Consider the following 21,328-nt stretch of genomic DNA (forward strand, 5'->3'; position numbering starts at 1 on the left):
AAGGTTTCTTATAGGTAAGAGGTAGGATTCCGAGGCTCATGGGGGCAGCGGCAGCCTGTACGCAGGGATTGTTTTCAACTCTGCTCAAAATATGTTAGCATGGATATGCTCTTATGAAACGATTACATAACAACACGAATTCAAGGAGGAACATATGACGAAACAACGATTGGAAGTATTAAGAAGCTGGTTACAGGAAGAAAGCATCGATGCTGCCTTCATCAACTCCACTGAAAACGTATTTTATCTGACAAATTTTCATACAGATCCACATGAACGCCTTATGGGATTATTTGTATTCCCTGATGCAGATCCATTTGTCGTGGTACCTGGAATGGAGGCCCGGCAAGTGAAGGATGCTGGATGGGATTTTGAAGTGATTGGGTACTCCGATCATGAAAACCCATGGGATTTCATTCAGCAGGCGATTGAAGCTAAGGGCATCAAGGGAGCGAAAGTATGCTTTGAGAATGAAGTTGTCACTTACGGAAGGGCACAGAGCTTCTTAAGCAAGTTCGATTCTCCACAAGTGGTGAACGTCGAAGATAAGCTGAATGAAATGCGTGTTGTAAAGGACGAAACCGAGCTCGAAATCATGCGCCGAGCTGCCGAAATGGCCGATTATGGGGTTGAAGTGGGTGTAGCTGCCCTGGAAGAAGGCGTCACCGAAATGGAAGTCCTTGCGAAGATTGAGTATGAATTAAAGAAGAAGGGCATCCGGGAAATGTCTTTTTCTACGATGGTGCTCTTCGGAGAAAAAGCAGGTGATCCCCATGGTAATCCAGGTGATCGCAAGCTGAGAGCCGGTGACTTCGTACTATTTGACCTGGGGGTCGTACTCGAAGGCTATACATCCGACATTACGCGGACATTTGCGTATAAATCAGTTTCTGATAAACAAAAGGAAATTTACAATACAGTCCTTAAAGCGGAACTTGCTTCCCTCGAAGCAAGTAAGCCGGGTAACCGGATCGGTGACCTTGATCAAATCGCACGGGATATCATCACAGATGCAGGATATGGTGACTACTTCCCTCACCGGATCGGACACGGACTCGGAATCAACGTACATGAATTCCCTTCGATGAGCCACCTGAATGATGGCATCCTGAAAGAAGGAATGACCTATACAATCGAACCGGGTATCTATGTGCCTGAAATCGGAGGAGTGAGAATAGAAGATGACGTCCTGATCACGGCTGATGGTCACGTTACATTAACCAAGTTCCCGAAAGAGCTTCAAATCATCGGGTGAGGACGGTAAGCGAAACGCCTTGCCGTTAGTTTGTTGGGCAACAAGCAAGGTATGATCATCATAAAATCAATCACAGAAGGTGTTACAAATGAAATATATAATTTGTAACACCTTTTTTGTTTCATGCTAGGTACTTAGGTCAAAAGTATAGAACAAGAGTTCTGTGAAACGTGATATAATATAAGAAAAGTAGAACAGGAGAATGTTATGAAAGTTGTAATAGCAGAGAAACCCGACCAGGGAGCCACTCTTGCAAAACCGTTTTCCCACCGAAAGAGGCAAGGGTACATTGAAATCCATCCAAACGCCGTGTTTCCGAAAGGTGCATACATCACGTGGGCAGTCGGCCATCTTTTTCAACTTCAGGCACCTGAGAAATATGATAGTAAATGGAAGAAATGGACGCTGGAGGACCTTCCTCTCATCCCTCATAGATTTCAATATGAATTGCAGCGGGCAAAAGCCAAACAATTTTCGGTCATAAAAGAGCTTTTACATAAGAAAGAAGTCACAGAAATCATCCATGCCGGAGATGCCGGGCGTGAAGGGGAATTGATCATCCGGAATATCATTTCCATGAGCAAGGTACAAAAGCCGATGAAGAGATTGTGGATTTCATCCCTTACTGAAAAAAGCATCGTAGCAGGCTTCGAAGGTTTGCGGGAAGAAGCGGAAATGAGACCTCTTTATTTTGAAGCTTATTCACGGGCTTGTGCCGATTGGCTTGTCGGGATGAATGCCTCCCGTGTATACAGTATCCTGCTTAAACAACAGGGCATGTCGGATGTGTTTTCGGCCGGCAGGGTACAGACCCCGACGCTTGCGCTCATTGTAAAAAGGGATGAAGAAATCGACCGTTTCAAGAGCGAGCCTTTTTGGGAAGTGAAGGCAAGCTTTAAAATGGATGATCATATTTATGAAGGAACGTGGGAAAAGGACGGAGAGAGCAGAATCAATTCCCGGGAACTTGCCGAAAAGATCGCCTCATTCTGTGAAAGCAAGCCTGCCGGGGTTGCAGAAATGAAAACCGAGCGAAAAGAATTTGCACCACCATTGCTGTTCAACCTTTCCGCCCTTCAATCGACCATAAATAAAATGTATAAGTTTTCCCCGAAGAAAACCTTGGATACCCTCCAAAAGCTTTATCAAAAAGGAATTGTATCCTATCCAAGGTCAGATTCACAATATGTGACGAAGGGGGAAGCAGAAACTTTTCCGGAAATTCTCGGAAAGCTGAAAGAATTCAGCCCATACAACAAGTGGATCCCAACCCCGAATGAAAGCTTGATGAATAATAAAAGGTTTGTGAATGATGCGAAGGTTTCAGATCACTATGCGATCATACCGACCGAGCAGGTGACGGATCCTGCCTCATTATCACCTGATGAAAAGAAAATCTATGACGTAGTCGTAAAACGATTCATCGCTGCCCATCATGATAAAGCGGTGATCAATTATACGACGATCAAGACCCTTGTCGACGGACGGGCTGAATTTATTTCCAAAGGGAAGCAGATTCTGCAGGAAGGCTGGAGACAGGTTCTTATCCAGACGGATGAAAAAGAAGACGAACCGTTACTCCCGCCGGTAAAAGAAAATGATTCCGGAATCGTAAAGAAGATTGATATCAAGGAAGGCAAGACACAGCCCCCGAAACGATATACGGAAGGACAGCTTATCACCTTGATGAAAACCGCCGGGAAATACATGGACAATGATGAATTAGAGAAAGTATTGAAGAAAACAGAAGGTCTCGGGACCGAAGCGACCAGGGCAGGAATCATCACAATGCTCAAGGACCGGCAATATATTGATATCCAAAAAAATATCGTATACCCGACAGACAAAGCGAAGGTTCTCATCAGGGCGATAGGGGATAATGTCCTTGCATCTGCCGAGATGACGGCAAAATGGGAACAGCGCCTGCAGAAAATAGGGAAGGGACAAGCTTCAGCCCCGGATTTCATGGAAAAAGTAAAAGTGTTAAATGAAAGACTGGTAGCGAGCGCCCTGGAAGAATCCAAGACCTGGAGTTTCTCAGACCTTGATACAGGATCCATCCAGAGACCTGCGGGTAAGAAAGGGAAAAGAGCATCCAAAACGAGCCTTGGTGCATGCCTGAAGTGCGGTGGCAAGGTGATTGACAAAGGGAAGTTCTATGGTTGCGCCAATTACCAAAAATCGAAATGCAGCTTTACGATATCCAAAACCATACTTCAAAAAAGGATCACCCAGGCAGTCGTGAAAAAAGTCTTATCAGAAGGAAAATCCGATCGGATTGATGGATTCAAGAAGGGTGAGAAAGAATTTTCAGCGTACCTCAGCTGGGATCGCACGCAGCAAAAAATTCAGTTTCAATTCGATCTGGTATAACATTATCTTAAGGTGGTGCTCTCCATGTTAGCAGGAAGTGTGTTCAAGGGTGTTTTTTATCAATCCAGGGTTCCTCAATTGATCATGACGACAGATGAAAAACAAATCATGTATAATCCTGCTTTCATAAAGTTTCTCGGCTATTCCGAAGAGGATTGGACAACTAAGACATTACAGGATATTTCACACATACAGGATTACGCCGTCAACAAAGATTACCTGCAGCAGCTCGTGAACGGTGACCGGGAAGAATATCAGCTTGAAAAGAGATATATTTGTCAGGACGGCTCAATCAAAACAGGAGATTTGCATGTCTCCCTCATCCAGGACAAAGGGATTCCTTACATCTTGGTCCAGGTCATTGATATTACGGAGAAGAAGCAAGTGGAAATGAAGAAACAGCAAAGCGAAGATAGATACCGGCTCCTGGCAGAAAATTCTTCGGATGTGATCAATCTTCACGACCATGATGGACATTATGTTTACTTATCGCCATCCATTCATTCGACCCTCGGTTTCCACCCCGATGAATTGATCGGTAAACACCCGAATGAGTTCATCCATCCAGATGATGTACCACTTACTGAAGAGTGGTTCAATCAGATGAAAAATGACAATATACCTGTGGTGATGACTTATCGGGCAAGACGTAAATCAGGGGAATACTGCTGGTTTGAAAGTGTAGTGAAGGCGGTCGTAGACCATCAGACGGATCAAGTTGCCAACATTGTATCCGTTTCAAGGAACATTGATGAAAGACTGAAAGTGGAGGATCAAATCAAGAAGTCCGAAAAATTAGCTTTGCTTGGTCAAATGGCAGCTGCCGTTGCCCATGAAATACGGAATCCCCTTACACCAATCAAAGGCTTTCTTCAATTATGCAACGATAAGAAGCAATATAATGAAGAATATGTACGTGTGGTCATAAATGAAATCAGCAGAGTTGAAAGCATCATCACTGATTTTCTGCATCTTTCTAAACCGCACGAAGGGTTGAATGAATGTGTGGATATCAGGGAATTGGTGAAGGAAGTCCTGACAATTCTCGATTCCGATATTTCCTCGAAGGGAGGGAATATCCATTTACCTGATGTTTCTTCACACACAGCCGTCTTGGGAAGTACAAATGGGCTGAAGCAGGTCCTTTTTAATATTCTGCAGAATGCGCTGGATGCTGTCGAACACGGGGGTAGCATTTCCATTAATTTTGAATGGGAGTCATCCTTCCTTCATACCATCATTAAAGATGACGGCTGTGGGGTCCCGGAAGCCATCATGCCTCACCTTGGAGAACCTTTCTATTCTACGAAGGAAAAAGGAACAGGCCTCGGCTTGCTTATTTCCCATAAAATCATTGAAAATCATGGAGGTCGTATTTCATATCTATCAAAGACCGGATCTGGTACGGAAGTGAGGATCAAACTTCCTTTATATGAAGAATACTCTCCTTCAACAAGAATCCAACAAAAGAGCTGACGGAATCCGTCAGCTCTTTTGTTGAATTTCTTTAACCTGCTTGTCATACGAAAAAAATGATCAGTGGAAGTTTAAATCTGCTCCAAGTGGATAAACACTTAAATAGTAAAGAGTGTTTCATAATTGGAGGGTTAAGATTGAAGAAGATATTAATGGTTTTAACAAATGCTAGTAAAATCGATGATGAACACGAAACGGGATTATGGTTATCAGAGTTCGCCGAACCGTATGAAGAATTTAAGAATCAGGGGTTTGAAGTGGATGTGGCAAGCCTGAAAGGAGGGCGCATCCCTCTAGATCCGAACAGCCTTGATGACGAGTTGACGGAAAAATGGAAAGGAATTACGAAGGAACTTGACCAGACAATGGTCCTTTCTCAATTGAACTGTCATGAATATGCAGGCATTTTCCTTCCCGGAGGACATGGAACAATGTTCGATCTGCCTGACAGTCCGGAGCTTCAGAAAGCTTTGGCCCACTTCGCAGAGAACAATAAGGCGATCGGAGCGGTTTGCCACGGTCCTGCAGGATTTGTCGGCACCAAGCTGTCGGATGGGAAGTGGCTGGTTGAAGGGAAGTCTATGACGGGTTTCACTAATGAGGAAGAACAGCAAACAGGCCTTGATTCATTAATGCCATTCTTGTTAGAAACCAAATTAAGGGAGCAGGGCGCTCAGTTCGAGAAATCCTCTGCCTGGGCTGACCATGTCGTGACCGACGGGAAATTTGTGACCGGGCAGAATCCCCAATCCAGTCAATCAACAGCAGAAGCATTTGTGAAAGTCGTATAAACAGACATCAAGTGATGCATGAGCATGGGGTGATTCCTGTGCTCTTTTTATTTTACCACGCTCCTGCAATGATTATGTTAAAATCGGATGAAGGATATTTGAGAGGAGATACATATGCAAGCCATGCGAATTCTCATGCAAATTGCCATTCTGTGTTTATTCTATGAATGTGGTAAATGGATTTCAGCCTACTTCCATTTACCGATTCCAGGCAGTATCATCGGCATGCTGCTATTATTTTTATTATTATTGACCGGAGTGATAAAAGAACGGGTATTGATGGACGGAGCAGGTTTTTTTCTCAGACATTTTTCATTCTTTTTTCTGCCTTTGTCTGTCAGTGCGATTGTACTTGGTTCATATTTCAAAGAATTTGGATGGAAATTGCTGATCATCCTGATTGTCAGCGGGTTGGTCGGGTTTGTGGCAACTGCTGTTTCAGCTGATCGCGTTGTGAAAGGGAAGGAGGATAAGAGCCATGGTTCATCTCATTAGTTCTTTACTCGCCCTGTCCATCACATTCCTGTATTTTCTCTTTGCGGTGAAGATCCATCGGATGTGGCCGAATCCCTTCACAATCCCGATTTTTATCAGTACCATTCTGCTGATCATCACACTCCTCGCGGTGGATATGCCCTATAGCAGATATGGGGAGCTTACTTCAGCCATCACCTACCTACTGGGGCCGGCGACAGTAGCGCTTGCTTACCCTTTATATCAGCACCGGAAACTGATGGCTGAAAACCTGATGCCGATTATGGTCGGGATATTGGTCGGAAGCGGTATATCGATGGGGCTGACCTATTATCTCTGTCTGTGGCTGGGTATTCCAACAGAGTGGGGAAGGTCTCTATTAATCAAAACGATTACCACTCCAGTCGCAGTTGATATCGGAGGAGTGATTGGTGCCAAGATTGAAGTCATTCCAACGGTTGTCATCGTGACAGGGATGATCGGTGCCATGACGATCCCGTTCATTTTGCGCATAATCGGGATCCGTCATCCTATTTCCCGGGGGCTTCCGTTCGGTGTCATTTCCCATGGGGTCGGTACAGCACAGGCCATCAAGGAAGGAGAGAGGGAAGGTGCTGTAAGCGGTGCAGCTATGGCGCTTACAGCTACGATCATGTCTTTTATCATTCCAATCATTTTTCTGTTGGTTTGATACCTTGTTATGAGGAGAAACTATAGGTAACGCACCTCTTGCACTGAAAGGAGATCAGACCAACATGAAACGATTCCTTATGGCTATTCGAAAAGGGGTATGGATCGTACCTGCCATCTACAGTGTAGGTTCATTGGCTTTGGCGATTGTCACTGTTTCGCTGGATACTTACTGGATACATAAGCTTGAACCGTTCCTGCCGGTCATGATGCTGACGAGCATCGACCTCGCCCAAACGGTACTCAGCGCGATAGCGTCATCGCTGCTAACGATGACGACGTTCACATTTTCAACTGTGATGGTTGTATTGACCACCTACTCATCACAGTTTTCACCAAGGACACTTCAAAATTTCGTCAGGGACAAAACCACGATGAGGGGACTAGGTATATTCCTCGGAGGTTTCATCTATTCAATCGTTTCTCTGCTGTTTATGAGGCAGAGCCTGGAAGAACACCTTGTATCCTCTGCATTTATTGGCGTTCTATATGCTGTCATTTGTTTAGCGTTTTTTGCCTATTTCATCCACCATATTGCGACATCCATCCAAATCAGCAGGTTAATAGAGCGCCTGGAGGGAGAAGCCTCTAAGGTAATCGATTATTACCGGGGGATGCAGGAGAAGCAAACGGTGAAACCATACAAGACGAATCCGCTTGGATATGAAAATAAATCCGGGATTTCGGCGAATCAATCAGGCTTCATTCAATACATTGATTTTTCAGGTCTTATCCATTACGCTTCGGAGAATCAAATCCTGATCAATTTTCAGAGAAGCGTAGGAGAATTCGTAAAGACCGGTGACACTTTACTCCATTATCATGGGGAAGGTGGTAAGGAAGAGGACATACATTCTTTCATCTATATTGGCAGAGAACGGATGGGTGAGTATGATCTTGCTTATTCCCTTCAAAAGATTGTTGAAGTCGCTTTAAGGGCTATTTCACCTGGGATCAATGATCCGAATACAGCAAGGGATTCCATCAAATACATGGGTCTCATTCTGAGTGAGACCCATTCCCTTGAAGATGGGATTGTCATTTTACATGATGAAAAGGGAAATCCCCGGGTCCAAGTGACTCTCTTTTCCTTCAACCATATTCTTTATCAAAGCTATTACCAACTCGTTCACTATGGAAAAGAAGACATTTCCGTGATTCTTTCCATTATGGATTCACTTGTCATGATTTACAGGGATGCCCCAATGGCCCGGAAGCATATCGTATATGACTTTCATAAATATGTATTGCATGGGATGGATAAGGATCAAATGCAGGAGTGGGATTTATATTATTTGAACGCAAAAATTGAAAAGTTGAAGACGGAAGAAGAAAGTGAGAACAATAATGGCTGATCCCGGCTTGGGTGTTCGTGAGGAAACAAGGAGCTTTCCCTTTAAAAATGGTCAATGTTTAGGTATAGTAAGGGAAGTAAATTTATAAAGTGAAGGAAGATAATATGATTGTTAAAACAGACGAAGATTTACTGGCCTTAAAAGAAATCGGGCGGATTGTCGCAATGATTCGTGATGAACTTCGCGCCCAGACAAAAGCCGGTATAACTACAAAAGAACTTGATGATATGGCCGGAAAGCTGTTTGAGGAAAACGGCGCGATTTCAGGCCCTAAAGGTGAATATGACTTCCCAGGGTTCACATGCATCAGTGTGAATGAGGAAGTCGCCCACGGTATCCCTGGAGACCGGGTGATACAAGGCGGCGACCTTGTCAACATCGATGTTTCCGGTTCTAAAAATGGATACTACGCAGATACAGGCATATCATTTGTTGTCGGCAACGGAGATCCGAAGCTGCAAGATTTATGCGATGCTGCAGTCAAGTCTTTCGAAGCCGGACTTCAAAAAGCAAGAGCGGGCTCCAAACAGAATGGAATCGGAAAAGCGGTAAACAACGAAGCGCGTAAAAATGGATATACGGTCATCATGAACTTGACCGGTCACGGTGTCGGCCGTTCACTGCACGAAAAGCCGGATCATATTCTCAACTATTTCGATCCTTGGGATAATGCCCTGCTCAAAGAAGGCATGGTCATTGCGTTTGAACCTTTCGTCTCAACGAAAGCACAAAACGTTGTGGAAAAAGGCGACGGCTGGACATACATCACACCAGACAACAGCCGTGTCGCCCAAATCGAACACACCATCATCATCACCCGTGATGAACCCATCATCCTAACAAAATAACCCCTTTAGAGGGACGGACCTCAATTCCTAGGAGCTGCTCCTAGGAACAAAGGTCCGTCCCTCTTTTTTGTTAAGATATTGGGTTATTGGAAGATTCTGAGCATAATGGTTGTGCAGGGGTGTGGTATGGGGTACATTTTATATACTTGTGTTGTACATAAATTATACAAATGACAAGGGGAATATATTCTGCATTTTATCGGAGGCATCCACTCATGGCTGTGTTATTTTCAAAGAAACCTAAAAACCATTCTGTCATCATGCCAACATCCAAGACAGTTGTAGTGAAAGATCAGAAGCTGAATGAAAGGCTTCATTATATGAAGTTTCAGGAACATCATTTGCTCGAGTTGAAGGAGGTTCTTCCTGTATATGAACAATTGGCAGATTTTCTTCTTGAAGCAGTGCTTGACCATTTTTATCAGCATCCGAGCTTAGTTGAAATCGCTCATCATCATTCCAGCAGGGAGCGGCTGAAGGCTGTGTTCCATGACTATTTCCGCTCCCTATTCTCCGGCGAATTGAATGAGGAATATTTCAGGATGAGAGAGCGAATGGGGCGGACACATAATCGAAACGGTGTGACAATTGACTGGTTCATTTCCACATATACAACGATCAAGCATTTCATGCTCCCGAAAATCGTTGAGCTCCACCAGCATGATCCTTCAAAACTCGCTTCAGTTTTGGTGGCGATTGATCATGGCATCCACCTGGATATGAGCATCGTTTCTGAATATTATATCCAAAGCCGGATGAACGAGCTCCAGGACCTCCATTTAGAAAACCAGGTGCTGCAAGAAGAAATGTTGAAAATGAATACTGAATTGGGCTCATCTCTTTCTCAAACAGAGAAAAGCTTAAACGGGACGGCAACAAAAGCAGAAAATATCCGTGATCAATCAGAAGAGACAGAAAAGAGCAGCAGGAATCTCCTTCAGCTTTCCAAATTGAATAAAGATCAGACAGACCACATGATCATGAGTTTCAGCGGTATAACAGAGGAAATCAAAACATTGCTCGGAGAAATTCATGGAGTGAAACAAATAGCAGAACAAATTACGCCTCTTTCGAATGCCATCCAACAAATTGCTGAACAAACCAATCTGCTTGCATTAAATGCTTCCATTGAAGCAGCAAGGGCGGGAAATGAAGGCAGGGGGTTTGCGGTAGTCGCGTCTGAAGTAAGAAAGCTTGCCGAAGATTCGAAAGAGCTGAGCACATCCATCCATCGCCTCGTGAATGAAAGTAATCAACAAATTAGTGTTGTCTCCAAGAGAATCCATCATATGACCGAATTGACAGAAGCATCACAAAAAGAAATCAGAAATGTTCAAAGCGGAATCATGACGGTCCAGATGGAGATGGAAAACTATATGGATATGTTCAAGCGCAATCGAGCCGAACTACACCATATTGTAGAGGCAATCAGACAGATCAATCATACAACGGATGAACTTGTCAGCTTCTCATCCGCCATCATAGAAAAGATGAATAGATAGAAAAAGGGAAGCCGGAGGACACCGGCTTCCCTTTCAAATTGTGCCATCGCTTAAACGATTTTTGTTTTACCTTCAGGATCTTTATAGAGGACGATATGTTCTTCATTGTTTTCCATCTGTATTCCTCCTGCTTTACCGCTATATTCAATATTATAGATTCTTTCTATCATCTTGTTAAGTAGAATTCTTCGATACGTATAAGCAGGCACTGCGGTGTGAAGAAATCACTGCAGCTTGCACTTCACCAATAATCATCCAAAATATCTATATTTTTCATCTTTTATTTCCTCAATTCTCCTATTTAAGATAGTTTATACAGGAAATCGCTTTCTATTACATCCATGAAATATACTTGACGCACGATGTTAAAGTCTCTGTTATTGTATTGAGATTTTCCTATGTTACGATGGGTCCTGTTAGCAAAAATAAATAACCCGCTAGCTACATAAGGAGGAATGTTTCTATGAAACTAAAAAAATCAATTATATCTGTGGCTGCTTTTACAACCCTTGCAGTATCTGGTGGAGCTAGCGCTTCAGCACAAGACATAGAGGTAAAAAAAGGCGACACACTTTGGGGAATTGCCAACGAATACGGCACATCGGTTGATCAACTGATGAAGTGGAACAACTTGAACTCAGACATCATTTATCCTGATCAGGAACTTAAAGTTTCTTCGAAGGAATATTATACAGTGAAAAAAGGCGATACTCTTTGGGGAATCTCTTCCCTATACGGTGTCTCAGTTGAAAGCTTAAAAGGATGGAACGCCCTTGAAAGCGAACTGATTGTACCTGGACAAGAGTTGGTCATCAATCTTGACGAAAAAACTTCAGCTGCTGCAAATACTTCTGAGCCGGCAAAATCCGTGAATGAAGAGGCAGAAGTAACTCCAGAAGCTGAAACTGCTGCAGCAGAACCTGCTGCAAATGAGCAGGCTGTGAAAGAATTGACAGTTGAAGCCACTGCGTATACAGCTGAATGTGAAGGTTGCTCTGGTACGACAGCAACTGGAGTCAACCTAAAAGAAAATCCAGATGCAAAAGTCATTGCCGTTGACCCTGATGTCATTCCGCTTGGTTCTAAAGTGTATGTAGAAGGATATGGATATGCAACAGCAGAAGATACTGGCGGAGCCATTCAAGGAAACAGAATCGATGTCTTCATTCCTTCAAAAGATCAGGCTACTGATTGGGGAAGAAAGACAGTTACTGTGAAAATTCTTGAAACAAATTAATAGATATATTGAAAACACTGGGAATCCATTCCCGGTGTTTTTTTATTGGTTTGTGGATCAATAATGCCACCCTGTTTGGGAGAAGTTGTGTTTCTTAAAACCCGGGAAAAAGAGCACTTTTTTATAGGGATTGAAATCTTACACGATCTAGCTTGATGAAAATTGTTGAAGTCACTCATATAGCCATTCATTTTCAAGAATGGCACATTCACCCTCAAACATCAGGTTGTTCCATATGCTGCCCATCAAAATTCTCCATTATTTGAAGCCTTTAGAGATATTTCCAGTGCTATAGACAGAAAACAATAAATATTACAGGCCTGTCATAAGATTGTTATTGGTTTATAAACAGTTTGTTATGTCCCTGAGGTCAGTCTATGTTACTATTTCACCTGTTGGTTTCTTAACCAATCATAAAAGGAGGAATCATTCAAGATGAAAAAAGTATTATTTTCCATTTTTTCCTTCGCTGTTTTTCTATCATGGGGACTTATAACTGTTTCTGCAGAAAGTGACGATAAGAGCATTAATGATTATCATAATATAGAAGAAGGCGACATTCTCTGGGAGATTGCCAATCGTTATCATGTGTCGATTGATGAAGTAGGCACACGTCAACTATTACTAGAAGAAGGCTTGGCCGTGAATAGTGAATCGGAAAACGATCAGGCTGTGAAAGCTGCCGAGTCCACAACTTCTGATAAAGAGGTTGTGAAAGAGGTTAACGTAACGGCTACAGCATATACAGCCCATTGTGAAGGCTGTATCGGAATCACAAAGACTGGTGTTGATTTACTTGAGAATCCTGACGCCAGAGTCATCGCTGTCGATCCTGCTGTCATACCTTTGGGAAGTAAAGTATATATAGAAGGTTATGGTTATGCACGGGCAGAAGATACGGGTGGAGCCATTAAAGGGAAGCGTATAGACATTTATATGGAAAAAGAAAAAGACGCCCTTCAATATGGTGTCCGGGATGTTTCTGTACAAATCATCGAAGAATAATATGAAAAAACGGGCGCCTGGCATAGGGCGTCCATTTTTATGGATGGAAATCTTTTTATTTTATTTTCCCAACTTTTTATATTTCTATTTACATGAAGTGAGACAATTTTTAATGACCTTGATTAAAAGGGTGGAATTACCAGATTGAAGTTACCTTCAACCGATGTTAAGCAGCCAAAGTTACGCAGCGGAATATTCTGTTTCTTCCTATTTATATGCACCTGAATCTTTTCCATTTCATTGAATTACGAGTGTTTTTTATTTTGATTATAAAAACGGTTCCATTTCCAATTTCAAAAAGTTGTTTACGTTACAATCTTATCTCCATATTAAAAAATAAAAGGGAATGAAATAGAAAAATTGACAAACACTATTAAAAAGAATAGTGTTTTTTACTTGCAATGTTCAACTTTTTTCTGATAGGGTAACAAATGTTGGTTTTATTAGAGAGTGACAAGGGAATAGGTAATAAGTAATTATCCCTTCGCTTCAGAATGCACATTTTCCCATCTGCATTAACTGAGACTCTTTCAGCATGAAGGTCTGACAGCCCGATTACATAGGAAGCATACAACACGCATCGGCTGAATGGCCCTACATTCAGAAAAGAGCAACGAAAAAATGAAGAATATGGAAAGGAGAATTTTATGAAGAGAATATCTAACGTCTTCTGGATTACTGTATTGCTTGTTGCAGCAGCAGTTGCGTATGGAGCGATTGCGCCTAAATCTTTTGAAGACATCACATCAAACATGCAAACATTTATCACCTCAACATTCGGTTGGTATTATCTTATTTTAGTCACAGTGATTGTCATTTTCTGTGTGTTCTTAATCTTTAGTCCTATGGGGACGATCCGATTGGGGAAACCAGATGAAAAACCAGAGTATACAAAAGGTACATGGTTCGCCATGTTGTTTAGTGCAGGGATGGGAATTGGATTAGTATTCTGGGGGGCAGCAGAGCCGCTGTCTCACTATATGTCGCCTCCGATGGCAGAGGGCGGAACAGATCAGGCGATCAAAGAATCGATGCGTTATACATTCTTCCATTGGGGAATTCACGCATGGGCAATTTATGCAATCGTGGCTTTAGCCCTTGCGTACTTTAAATTCCGCAAAGATGAGCCTGGCTTGATTTCTTCTACGCTGAAGCCAATCTTCGGAGATAAAGTGAAAGGACCACTCGGGACGGTCATCGATGTTCTTGCAGTATTCGCAACAGTGGTTGGGGTCGCAACGACACTTGGATTTGGTGCGGCACAAATCAACGGTGGGCTTTCCTACCTGCTTGGAATACCGAATAACTTTACTGTCCAGGCGATCATCATTGGGGTCGTTACAGTATTATTCATGATTTCTGCTTGGTCAGGATTAAGTAAAGGGATCAAATACCTGTCCAATACGAACATGGTACTTGCGATCATGCTCCTCGTATTGGTATTCTTCATCGGACCAACTTTGTTGATCCTGAATATGTTCACTGATACAATCGGTGCTTATATTCAAAATATCGCAGCAATGAGCTTCCGGATTGCTCCGCTGAATGAGGAGCACCGTTCATGGATTAATGGCTGGACCATTTTCTATTGGGCTTGGTGGATTTCCTGGTCACCGTTCGTCGGCATTTTCATTGCCCGGGTTTCCCGAGGCAGAACGATTCGAGAATTCTTGATCGGTGTCCTCTTGTTACCGGCTCTTGTCAGTTTCATTTGGTTTGCAAGCTTTGGTACATCTGCGATTGAATTACAGCAAGCAGGTGCTGAGCTTACAGGACTGAACACAGAGGAAGTACTATTCGCTGTATTCAACGGATTTGAATGGTCAACGATTCTTTCAGTGGTTGCGATCACATTGATCGGTACATTCTTCATTACATCTGCAGACTCTGCAACGTTTGTATTGGGGATGCAAACCACATACGGATCATTAACACCGCCAAACTATGTCAAGTTGACTTGGGGTCTTGCCCAATCTACGGTCGCATTGATCCTGCTATACAGTGGCGGACTGCAAGCATTACAAAATGCTTTGATTGTGGCAGCATTGCCATTTTCAATCATTATGGCATTAATGATGGTTTCTCTTTATAAGGCATTGACGATAGAGAAAAAGGAACTGGGCTTATATATTAAACCAAAGCCTAGAAAATCAAAAGAACAACAATCATAAGAACATGAAACCGCCTGGGACCTCTCAGGCGGTTTTTTTATTGCGGAGAATAGACATTTTACTCATTTTTTCAATCTGACACAGCCACAGAACCTTGTGATGGCGCGGATACCCACCACAAGGAGTCCGGTGCCAAAAAAATGGTCTCATGATACATTAACCTACAATTTGTCCACTACATACATTAATATCGTAGTAAGATAACTGGAGGTGACTGATGATGTATGGATATGGATACCCTGGATATGGATATGGCTGCGGTGGTGGTGGCTACGCTGGTGGTTTTGCGTTAATCGTAGTTTTATTCATCCTGTTAATTATCGTTGGAGCAGCGTTTGTTTGTTAACAATATATGAATAAATGATAAGCTGATGACCTCTTTGGATCCGGTGATTTACCGGGCTTTAAGGGGTCGTCTTTTTTATTTTCACCATATATGTGTGGTTGGATTCTCTTTTAGCATTGATTGTTGCTATTATGCAACTTTATGTGAGCATCTTTGGTAATTTGAGAACGGAAATTGAAAAAATAAGCGGATAATCCAATGAATTTTTGGTTTTTATCTTGGATGGTTGATTCTCGCTGCAGATGCTCGACTCCTGCGGGAACTGATGGACAGTCCGAAAAGCGGAGGCGGCTCGTACAGCCCCGACAAGCATAAGCTAAATGGGCTGTGAAGGCGGTCTTTGCCTTCATGGACCATTTAGCTTATGACCTCGAGGGGCTAGCCGCTAGACAGGTGAGACCCCGCAGGACGAAGTCCGAGGAGGCTCACCGCCATCCCCGCGGAAAGCGAGCATCTCTCGCTGCAATCAACCGCATCCCGCTTGTCAAAAGCCACAATGTTACGAAAACAGCCTTAATTTTTAAGAAGAGTGTAGAAGATGAATTGATAACAGTTCAATAATTTTATAGGATTTTCTTAAACCGTTGATTCTCGCTGCAATCAACCGCATCCCGCTTATTATTAAAGTTAAAATGATAACTCTTACTAGGAGAGAAAAATCAATAACGGATTGCCATCACGTACAACTCATATTAAAATACTTAAGGAAGTCATTATTATGAAAAGGATCGACCTCATATGCCCAAAAAAATGCTAAAAAAGAATAAACGATCCTCACCCATTCTTATTCTGCTCATACCAGTTATGATCTTGGGAATTTACTACTCAGTGAATAAAGAAGAGGTATCTTTTCAACTCAGCTCTATAGGGAAAGAAGAAGTTCCTTCAGAATATATTCCGATCTACAAAGCTGCCCAGAAGGAATACGGCGTGCCTTGGTATTTACTTGCGGCCCATCATCGGGTCGAAACAAAGTTTTCGAGTATGAAGACGCTTGTGTCTCCTGTCGGTGCAGAGGGACATATGCAATTCATGCCATGTACATTTGTGGGTTGGGCACATCCGAGCTGTAACGGCCTTGGCAAGGGGAATATTCCTGAAGAGCAGAAAACAGACCCCGACGTCATCAAAAAGTATGGCGGTTACGGCGTGGACGCCAATGGAGACGGCAAAGCCGATCCATACCAAATCGAGGATGCCATTTTCAGCGCAGCCAACTATCTGGCGCGCAACGGAGCGGCCGACGGGAACATCGAACAAGCTGTATTTGCCTATAATCACAGCGAACAATATGTAGAAGATGTGTTGTATTACGCAGACCGTTTTGTGAAGAAAGATGAAAAAGAGAAAGGAAACCCCCTATGACTCTTTCCTGAAATAGACACAAATGTTTTCTTAACACCCTTACTCATATGGGTGTTTTTTTGCTATAGTATATTCGTGACTTTTCCAAAAAAGGATATTTATTCTAATGAAAACTAGTAAGGGGAGTACTGACATTGTTCATTAAAAACAGATTAAAACCAAAAGAGGAAAACAGACTGAACGAAGAATCAAAGCTTTCGGAAGTGAGTATCAAAGTCTCTGATGAAGTACAGAAACAATTGGAATTGATTCAATTATCAGCAGGGGATCTGGCGGTACTAGCAAGTACAACCCCACATGTTGAAGACAATCTTGGTGAGATCATAGATGGGTTTTATTCACCTATTGAACGAAATCCAACATTAATGAAGATTGTAGAGAAATACAGCTCTATTGCGCGTTTAAAGCAGACACTGGCAGTACATGTAACAGAAATGACTCATGGGGTCATTGACCAGAACTTCATTGATAAACGCCGGAAGATCGCAAACATGCATATACATATAGGTCTGCCTACAAAATGGTACATCGCTTCATTTCAAAGTCTGCAAACTACCATACTAGACGTAATGTACCGCTCATACCATAACAGGAATGATTATAATAAAGTTATCAATGCCTATACAAAAATTTTAAACCTGGAGATGCAGCTGGTTCTGGAAGCATATGAAGAAGAAATCAATAACATGAGGGCAGAGTCTCAGCTTTTAAAAGATAAAATGAATGAAAATGTCAGGGAAGCGACCACCAATTTATCGGCTGTTTCAGAAGAATCAACAGCCTCATTGGATTCGATCAACTCCAGAATGAATGAAGTCAGTATCCTTACGAAAGAAGGGACTCAATCAATTGAAAGAATAAGTCACTTCTCCATTGAAGGCAAAAACAAGATGGGTGTGCAAAAAGAACATATGGGTAAAATTCTTTCAGACATGAGAGAGATGCTTAATGAAATCAATCAATTGCAGCAGATTTCAAATCAAATTTTTGATATCGTGTCCATTGTCCAGACGATTGCGGAGCAAACGAATCTGTTATCACTTAATGCCAGTATTGAAGCTGCACGTGCTGGAGAGCACGGAAAAGGTTTTGCCATTGTAGCGGAAGAAGTCAGAAAGCTTTCAGAACAAACCAAGCATTCTGTAACCAACGTATCAAGTCTGATCAGTGGAACCAAGCTGCAGGTGGACAAAATCTCGGGATATATCGTGTCCGTTGAAGAGCTTGCTGAAAGCGGGATGGTATCTACGAACGAAGCGGACGTATTCTTCCATGAAATTGTAGAGTCCATCGGAACTTCGAAAAATCAGAGTGAAAAAGTAGAAAGAGAGATGAATGAAATTTCCGTCGCTGTAGAAGAGATCTCCAATGCTGTCTCTCAACTCTCCCTATCAGCAGAACAATTAAGTCAGTTAACTGCAGATTTATGATAGTATACATACTTTGTTGATTGGTAAATATTCGAGCGGCTTTTTTCTAAATGAAACAAGGTCGCTCGACTTTTTTGTTTTATCATGAGCCACTGATCCATGTACATCCCGAACTAAAATTGTTATGATTGTATTCTTGATTTTAACGGAAATAACAAAGGTGATCACAATGCGTATGACAGATATGATTGAAGAGTGGAAAGAAGCTCTTGATATGGAAATTCTACAATTGAAAAAACGGGAATCCAACGGGATATCAATAGAAGAAGGCAGATGCATCAAAAAAGGGGAAAATGAGTATATATACTGGTTTATCCTCACTTACCCCTCTTCGCTTCCGGAAGGCGCCGGAGTTATGTTTAAGCGAAAGAACGCCTCCTATCAAGGTATGGTGATCAATTCAGAAGAGCGGGAATGCATCGTGGAGTTTGATCAATTCCTTGGGGATACGATTAGCTACGGGCAGCTTCTTCATGAACCGTGGGATAACCTTGTGAAACTTATGGAACGGTTGGATGAAGGGAAGGAGCGTCACGGAAAAGCTTTGCGTATGCAGCAGGTGATGAAGCCATCACCTGTCATGAAACACCCTGATACCCCATATGACACTCCTTTACACGAAGCATACGTCAGGAGTAAATACAATCCAGTCACGTTTTTATGGGGACCGCCGGGGACGGGGAAGACGTATACGTTGGCCCGGGTCGCGTCCTATCACTACTCTGAAGGGAAGAAAATCCTTCTTCTGTCCCACAGCAATGCTGCGGTGGATGTATTGATTGAAGAGATGCATCATTTCCTCAGCAGTCATGATCGATGGGTGCCGGGTGAGGTGATCCGTTACGGTGCAAACCGGAAGATGTTCGGAGAAGATGTGACGGATTTAAGTGTTCTTCAATTACTTGAAAAACAAGATCCAACACTTTCAGAGGAAAAAGGAAAGGTCGAAACATATAGGAGAAGATTAAAGGCGAAATTATCGAAAGCCTATTCTTCATACGATTCGGAAAGATTATCTCAACTTGAGGTTCATTATCAAAAGATCAAAGAAACATTCAAGCGGAGGGAAGGAGAGCTTGTCTCAGAGGCGAAAGTCATCGGGACCACCCTCTCAAAAGCTGCCATCGACCGATTGATCTACGAAGATGAATTTGATGTGGTAATTGTGGATGAATCAAGTATGGCATATGTCCCTCAGGTAGCATTCGCTGCCTCCCTGGCAAAAAAGACGATTATATGCGGTGATTTTAAGCAGCTGCCGCCCATATCAACTTCCTACCATCCACTCGCTGCAAAGTGGCTGAAGGAAGATATCTTTCATTCGGCAGGAGTCGCACGGGCTGTGGATGCAGGGCTCTTTCATCCTCAGCTATTGTTGCTTCCGGAGCAAAGAAGGATGCATCCCAGTATTTCTTCATTTACAAATAAATATATTTACCATTCAAATGTGGGGGATCATCCTTCCGTTGAAACGAAAAGAGCGGCCATTACCAATAAAAAGCCGTTTCCAACCCACGGTGCGACGTTGTTTTCCCTCATTGAAGGGACACAGTGGGGAGAGACGCACAAAGGATCCAGATGGAATGTATTATCCAGTCTGGTCACGATTCAACTGACGCTTCAAGCAGTAGAAGACGGAATTCATTCGATTGGTATTGTGACCCCATACCGGGTACAGGCAAATTGGTATAAACACTTACTGAGTGAGCTGGTGAATGAGACAAATCAGTCAGATCTTTATGCCGCCACCGTACACGGCTTCCAGGGTTCAGAAAATGATATGATCTTATTTGATCTTGTGGATGGCGTCTCTCATGGGAATCCCGGTGCGCTACTGACAAGAAAAGGAAGCGAAAGGCTCCTGAATGTGGCTGTCACGAGGGCAAAAGGAAAACTGGTGGTTGTCGGGAACGATCAGTTCATCACAGCCGGCACCCACCCGTCCAAACCGGTCCATCAATTCATCCGGCACCTTCAACAGGAGGGCCATAAGGAAAGCAGCGTTTCACTTAAACCCCAATCAACTAAGAAGATGAAGTGGATACCGTCCGGTGACTTCAGAAAGCTTGCGAAGGATTTACTTGCAGCAAAGCAGCAGATCGTCATAAATGTTGGGGCAGCAGCTGACATCCCGTCAGACATGCTGGATGTCCTCAAGACTGCGGCAAACGATATAGAAGTGATCGTTCAGTGCCGGGCATCACAAGGGACCAAGCTGTCAAAGAATATTGCAGTTAAACAAGCAGTCACTGACATTCCATTCATCGCGCTTGATCATAAAGTGATGTGGTTCAATTCTTTCACGAAAGATCATCAGGTATTTCCATATCAAATCCGGCTTTTTTCAAAACATCTCACAGCGCAATTCTTTAAATTGATTGAAGGAAAGTAAACGGTTGATACACTTGAAATGGGCCGGCACCTTGTCAAAATTAAACGAAGGTCTGGGGCAGAGCCCCAGACCTTTTGTATGGTAAATGTTAAGATTCATCAGACAATCCCTGTACCCGTATGACAAAAGATGAAGGTACCGAGCATTCTTTTTTTGGGATATTGATTTCGATTGTGTGATGTTCGATTGAATATGTGATAGGCCTCTGTTTTAAACAGAAAGGAAAACAGATGGTCCTTTTCCTCGTTTTCTCTTCGTTTTTCATCAGGATTGACACGTCCAATTGTGTATCCTTTTTCTTGATGATCAATTCTTCCGGACAAACATTTTCTGTTTCAATCTCTACAATGAATGAATCGGTCGTATCAAGAAAATCAACCCGGAATTCTTCCTCATCCAATCGGACCGTCGCAGGATCCAAAAGCCAATCCTTCATATTTTCCTCCCAATTTTCTAAGAAAAAATCCTCCTTTTCCTTACCCATTTTCCACCTGACCCCCAACTACTTCTTTTACATATTGTATTCGGCGTCAATGATTGTGTGAGGATGTGGAAAGCAGAGGGGAAAGAGGAAGCGCATGAAAAAAGAGAGCGGTCATTGTGCCGCTCTCCCTTTTA

17 protein-coding genes and 2 pseudogenes are annotated in these 21,328 nt (G+C 42.8%); 18 read left to right on the plus strand and 1 reads right to left on the minus strand.

What is annotated here, in order from left to right; all coding sequences use genetic code 11:
• Window positions 1-154: 154 nt before the first annotated feature.
• From KH172YL63_RS09630 to KH172YL63_RS09705, 18 genes and pseudogenes are all read left to right on the plus strand, one after another.
• On the plus strand, window positions 155-1,255 hold the full coding sequence (locus tag KH172YL63_RS09630; RefSeq protein WP_173105897.1) for a M24 family metallopeptidase: 1,101 nt from the start codon (window positions 155-157) through the stop codon (window positions 1,253-1,255).
• Window positions 1,256-1,462: 207 nt separating this feature from the next.
• Entirely contained in the window at window positions 1,463-3,628 is a 2,166-nt protein-coding gene (locus KH172YL63_RS09635) for a DNA topoisomerase III (protein WP_173105898.1), read from the plus strand.
• A gap of 24 nt (window positions 3,629-3,652) precedes the next feature.
• A complete protein-coding gene (locus KH172YL63_RS09640) occupies window positions 3,653-5,104 on the plus strand; it encodes a PAS domain S-box protein (RefSeq protein ID WP_173105899.1) in 1,452 nt (483 codons plus the stop codon).
• 137 nt (window positions 5,105-5,241) lie between these two features.
• Window positions 5,242-5,895: a type 1 glutamine amidotransferase domain-containing protein gene (locus KH172YL63_RS09645; RefSeq protein ID WP_332066974.1), complete on the plus strand. Its 654-nt coding sequence runs from the start codon at window positions 5,242-5,244 to the stop codon at window positions 5,893-5,895.
• Between the two features lie 114 nt (window positions 5,896-6,009).
• The gene (locus KH172YL63_RS09650) at window positions 6,010-6,390 is read left to right on the plus strand and encodes a CidA/LrgA family protein (protein WP_173105901.1); all 381 of its coding nucleotides are present in this window, start codon (window positions 6,010-6,012) and stop codon (window positions 6,388-6,390) included.
• Window positions 6,374-7,060 carry an LrgB family protein gene (locus KH172YL63_RS09655; protein WP_173105902.1) on the plus strand — a complete coding sequence of 229 codons (687 nt, stop codon included), beginning with the start codon at window positions 6,374-6,376 and terminating at the stop codon, window positions 7,058-7,060. Before KH172YL63_RS09650 ends, KH172YL63_RS09655 begins: the two co-directional genes overlap by 17 nt.
• A 64-nt stretch (window positions 7,061-7,124) precedes the next feature.
• Window positions 7,125-8,414 (plus strand): DUF2254 domain-containing protein, encoded by a 1,290-nt coding sequence (locus tag KH172YL63_RS09660; RefSeq protein ID WP_173105903.1) that lies wholly within the window; start codon window positions 7,125-7,127, stop codon window positions 8,412-8,414.
• A gap of 104 nt (window positions 8,415-8,518) precedes the next feature.
• Window positions 8,519-9,262, plus strand: a complete 744-nt coding sequence (gene map / locus KH172YL63_RS09665) for a type I methionyl aminopeptidase (protein WP_173105904.1) — start codon at window positions 8,519-8,521, stop codon at window positions 9,260-9,262.
• Window positions 9,263-9,522: 260 nt separating this feature from the next.
• A pseudogene (locus KH172YL63_RS21845) lies at window positions 9,523-10,005 on the plus strand (protoglobin domain-containing protein); the annotation flags it as partial.
• A gap of 237 nt (window positions 10,006-10,242) precedes the next feature.
• A complete protein-coding gene (locus KH172YL63_RS21850) occupies window positions 10,243-10,764 on the plus strand; it encodes a methyl-accepting chemotaxis protein (protein ID WP_442858780.1) in 522 nt (173 codons plus the stop codon).
• 463 nt (window positions 10,765-11,227) lie between these two features.
• Window positions 11,228-12,001 carry a 3D domain-containing protein gene (locus KH172YL63_RS09675; protein WP_173105906.1) on the plus strand — a complete coding sequence of 258 codons (774 nt, stop codon included), beginning with the start codon at window positions 11,228-11,230 and terminating at the stop codon, window positions 11,999-12,001.
• 435 nt (window positions 12,002-12,436) lie between these two features.
• Window positions 12,437-13,006: a 3D domain-containing protein gene (locus KH172YL63_RS09680; protein ID WP_173105907.1), complete on the plus strand. Its 570-nt coding sequence runs from the start codon at window positions 12,437-12,439 to the stop codon at window positions 13,004-13,006.
• Window positions 13,007-13,653: 647 nt separating this feature from the next.
• Complete coding sequence (locus KH172YL63_RS09685) at window positions 13,654-15,177, plus strand: glycine betaine uptake BCCT transporter (protein ID WP_173105908.1); 1,524 nt, start codon at window positions 13,654-13,656, stop codon at window positions 15,175-15,177.
• Window positions 15,178-15,397: 220 nt separating this feature from the next.
• Entirely contained in the window at window positions 15,398-15,523 is a 126-nt protein-coding gene (locus KH172YL63_RS09690) for a YjcZ family sporulation protein (protein ID WP_106298454.1), read from the plus strand.
• Between the two features lie 738 nt (window positions 15,524-16,261).
• Entirely contained in the window at window positions 16,262-16,888 is a 627-nt protein-coding gene (locus tag KH172YL63_RS09695; protein ID WP_173105909.1) for a lytic transglycosylase domain-containing protein, read from the plus strand.
• Between the two features lie 203 nt (window positions 16,889-17,091).
• Window positions 17,092-17,553, plus strand: a pseudogene (locus KH172YL63_RS21855) (protoglobin domain-containing protein); the annotation flags it as partial.
• A gap of 276 nt (window positions 17,554-17,829) precedes the next feature.
• A complete protein-coding gene (locus tag KH172YL63_RS21860) occupies window positions 17,830-18,318 on the plus strand; it encodes a methyl-accepting chemotaxis protein (RefSeq protein ID WP_442858781.1) in 489 nt (162 codons plus the stop codon).
• A 169-nt stretch (window positions 18,319-18,487) separates the two neighbouring features.
• Entirely contained in the window at window positions 18,488-20,710 is a 2,223-nt protein-coding gene (locus KH172YL63_RS09705) for a DEAD/DEAH box helicase (protein WP_173105911.1), read from the plus strand.
• A gap of 88 nt (window positions 20,711-20,798) precedes the next feature.
• Here the strand turns inward: KH172YL63_RS09705 and KH172YL63_RS09710 are convergent, their stop codons facing one another.
• Window positions 20,799-21,146, minus strand: coding sequence for an Hsp20/alpha crystallin family protein (locus tag KH172YL63_RS09710; protein ID WP_173105912.1), 348 nt, complete (start codon window positions 21,144-21,146; stop codon window positions 20,799-20,801).
• Window positions 21,147-21,328 lie beyond the last annotated feature (182 nt).

This window comes from Bacillus sp. KH172YL63 (genome assembly GCF_011398925.1).
Taxonomy (GTDB): Bacteria; Bacillota; Bacilli; order Bacillales; family Bacillaceae_B; genus Rossellomorea.

Bases quoted from the DNA above. Each gene is read 5' to 3' on its own strand.
- KH172YL63_RS09630 (WP_173105897.1), top strand. From the start codon at position 155: ATGACGAAACAACGATTGGAAGTATTAAGAAGCTGGTTACAGGAAGAA.
- KH172YL63_RS09635 (WP_173105898.1), top strand. From the start codon at position 1,463: ATGAAAGTTGTAATAGCAGAGAAACCCGACCAGGGAGCCACTCTTGCA.
- KH172YL63_RS09640 (WP_173105899.1), top strand. From the start codon at position 3,653: ATGTTAGCAGGAAGTGTGTTCAAGGGTGTTTTTTATCAATCCAGGGTT.
- KH172YL63_RS09650 (WP_173105901.1), top strand. From the start codon at position 6,010: ATGCAAGCCATGCGAATTCTCATGCAAATTGCCATTCTGTGTTTATTC.
- KH172YL63_RS09655 (WP_173105902.1), top strand. From the start codon at position 6,374: ATGGTTCATCTCATTAGTTCTTTACTCGCCCTGTCCATCACATTCCTG.
- KH172YL63_RS09660 (WP_173105903.1), top strand. From the start codon at position 7,125: ATGAAACGATTCCTTATGGCTATTCGAAAAGGGGTATGGATCGTACCT.
- map (WP_173105904.1), top strand. From the start codon at position 8,519: ATGATTGTTAAAACAGACGAAGATTTACTGGCCTTAAAAGAAATCGGG.
- KH172YL63_RS21850 (WP_442858780.1), top strand. From the start codon at position 10,243: ATGAGTTTCAGCGGTATAACAGAGGAAATCAAAACATTGCTCGGAGAA.
- KH172YL63_RS09675 (WP_173105906.1), top strand. From the start codon at position 11,228: ATGAAACTAAAAAAATCAATTATATCTGTGGCTGCTTTTACAACCCTT.
- KH172YL63_RS09680 (WP_173105907.1), top strand. From the start codon at position 12,437: ATGAAAAAAGTATTATTTTCCATTTTTTCCTTCGCTGTTTTTCTATCA.
- KH172YL63_RS09685 (WP_173105908.1), top strand. From the start codon at position 13,654: ATGAAGAGAATATCTAACGTCTTCTGGATTACTGTATTGCTTGTTGCA.
- KH172YL63_RS09690 (WP_106298454.1), top strand. From the start codon at position 15,398: ATGTATGGATATGGATACCCTGGATATGGATATGGCTGCGGTGGTGGT.
- KH172YL63_RS09695 (WP_173105909.1), top strand. From the start codon at position 16,262: ATGCCCAAAAAAATGCTAAAAAAGAATAAACGATCCTCACCCATTCTT.
- KH172YL63_RS21860 (WP_442858781.1), top strand. From the start codon at position 17,830: ATGCTTAATGAAATCAATCAATTGCAGCAGATTTCAAATCAAATTTTT.
- KH172YL63_RS09705 (WP_173105911.1), top strand. From the start codon at position 18,488: ATGCGTATGACAGATATGATTGAAGAGTGGAAAGAAGCTCTTGATATG.
- KH172YL63_RS09710 (WP_173105912.1), bottom strand. From the start codon at position 21,146: ATGAAGGATTGGCTTTTGGATCCTGCGACGGTCCGATTGGATGAGGAA.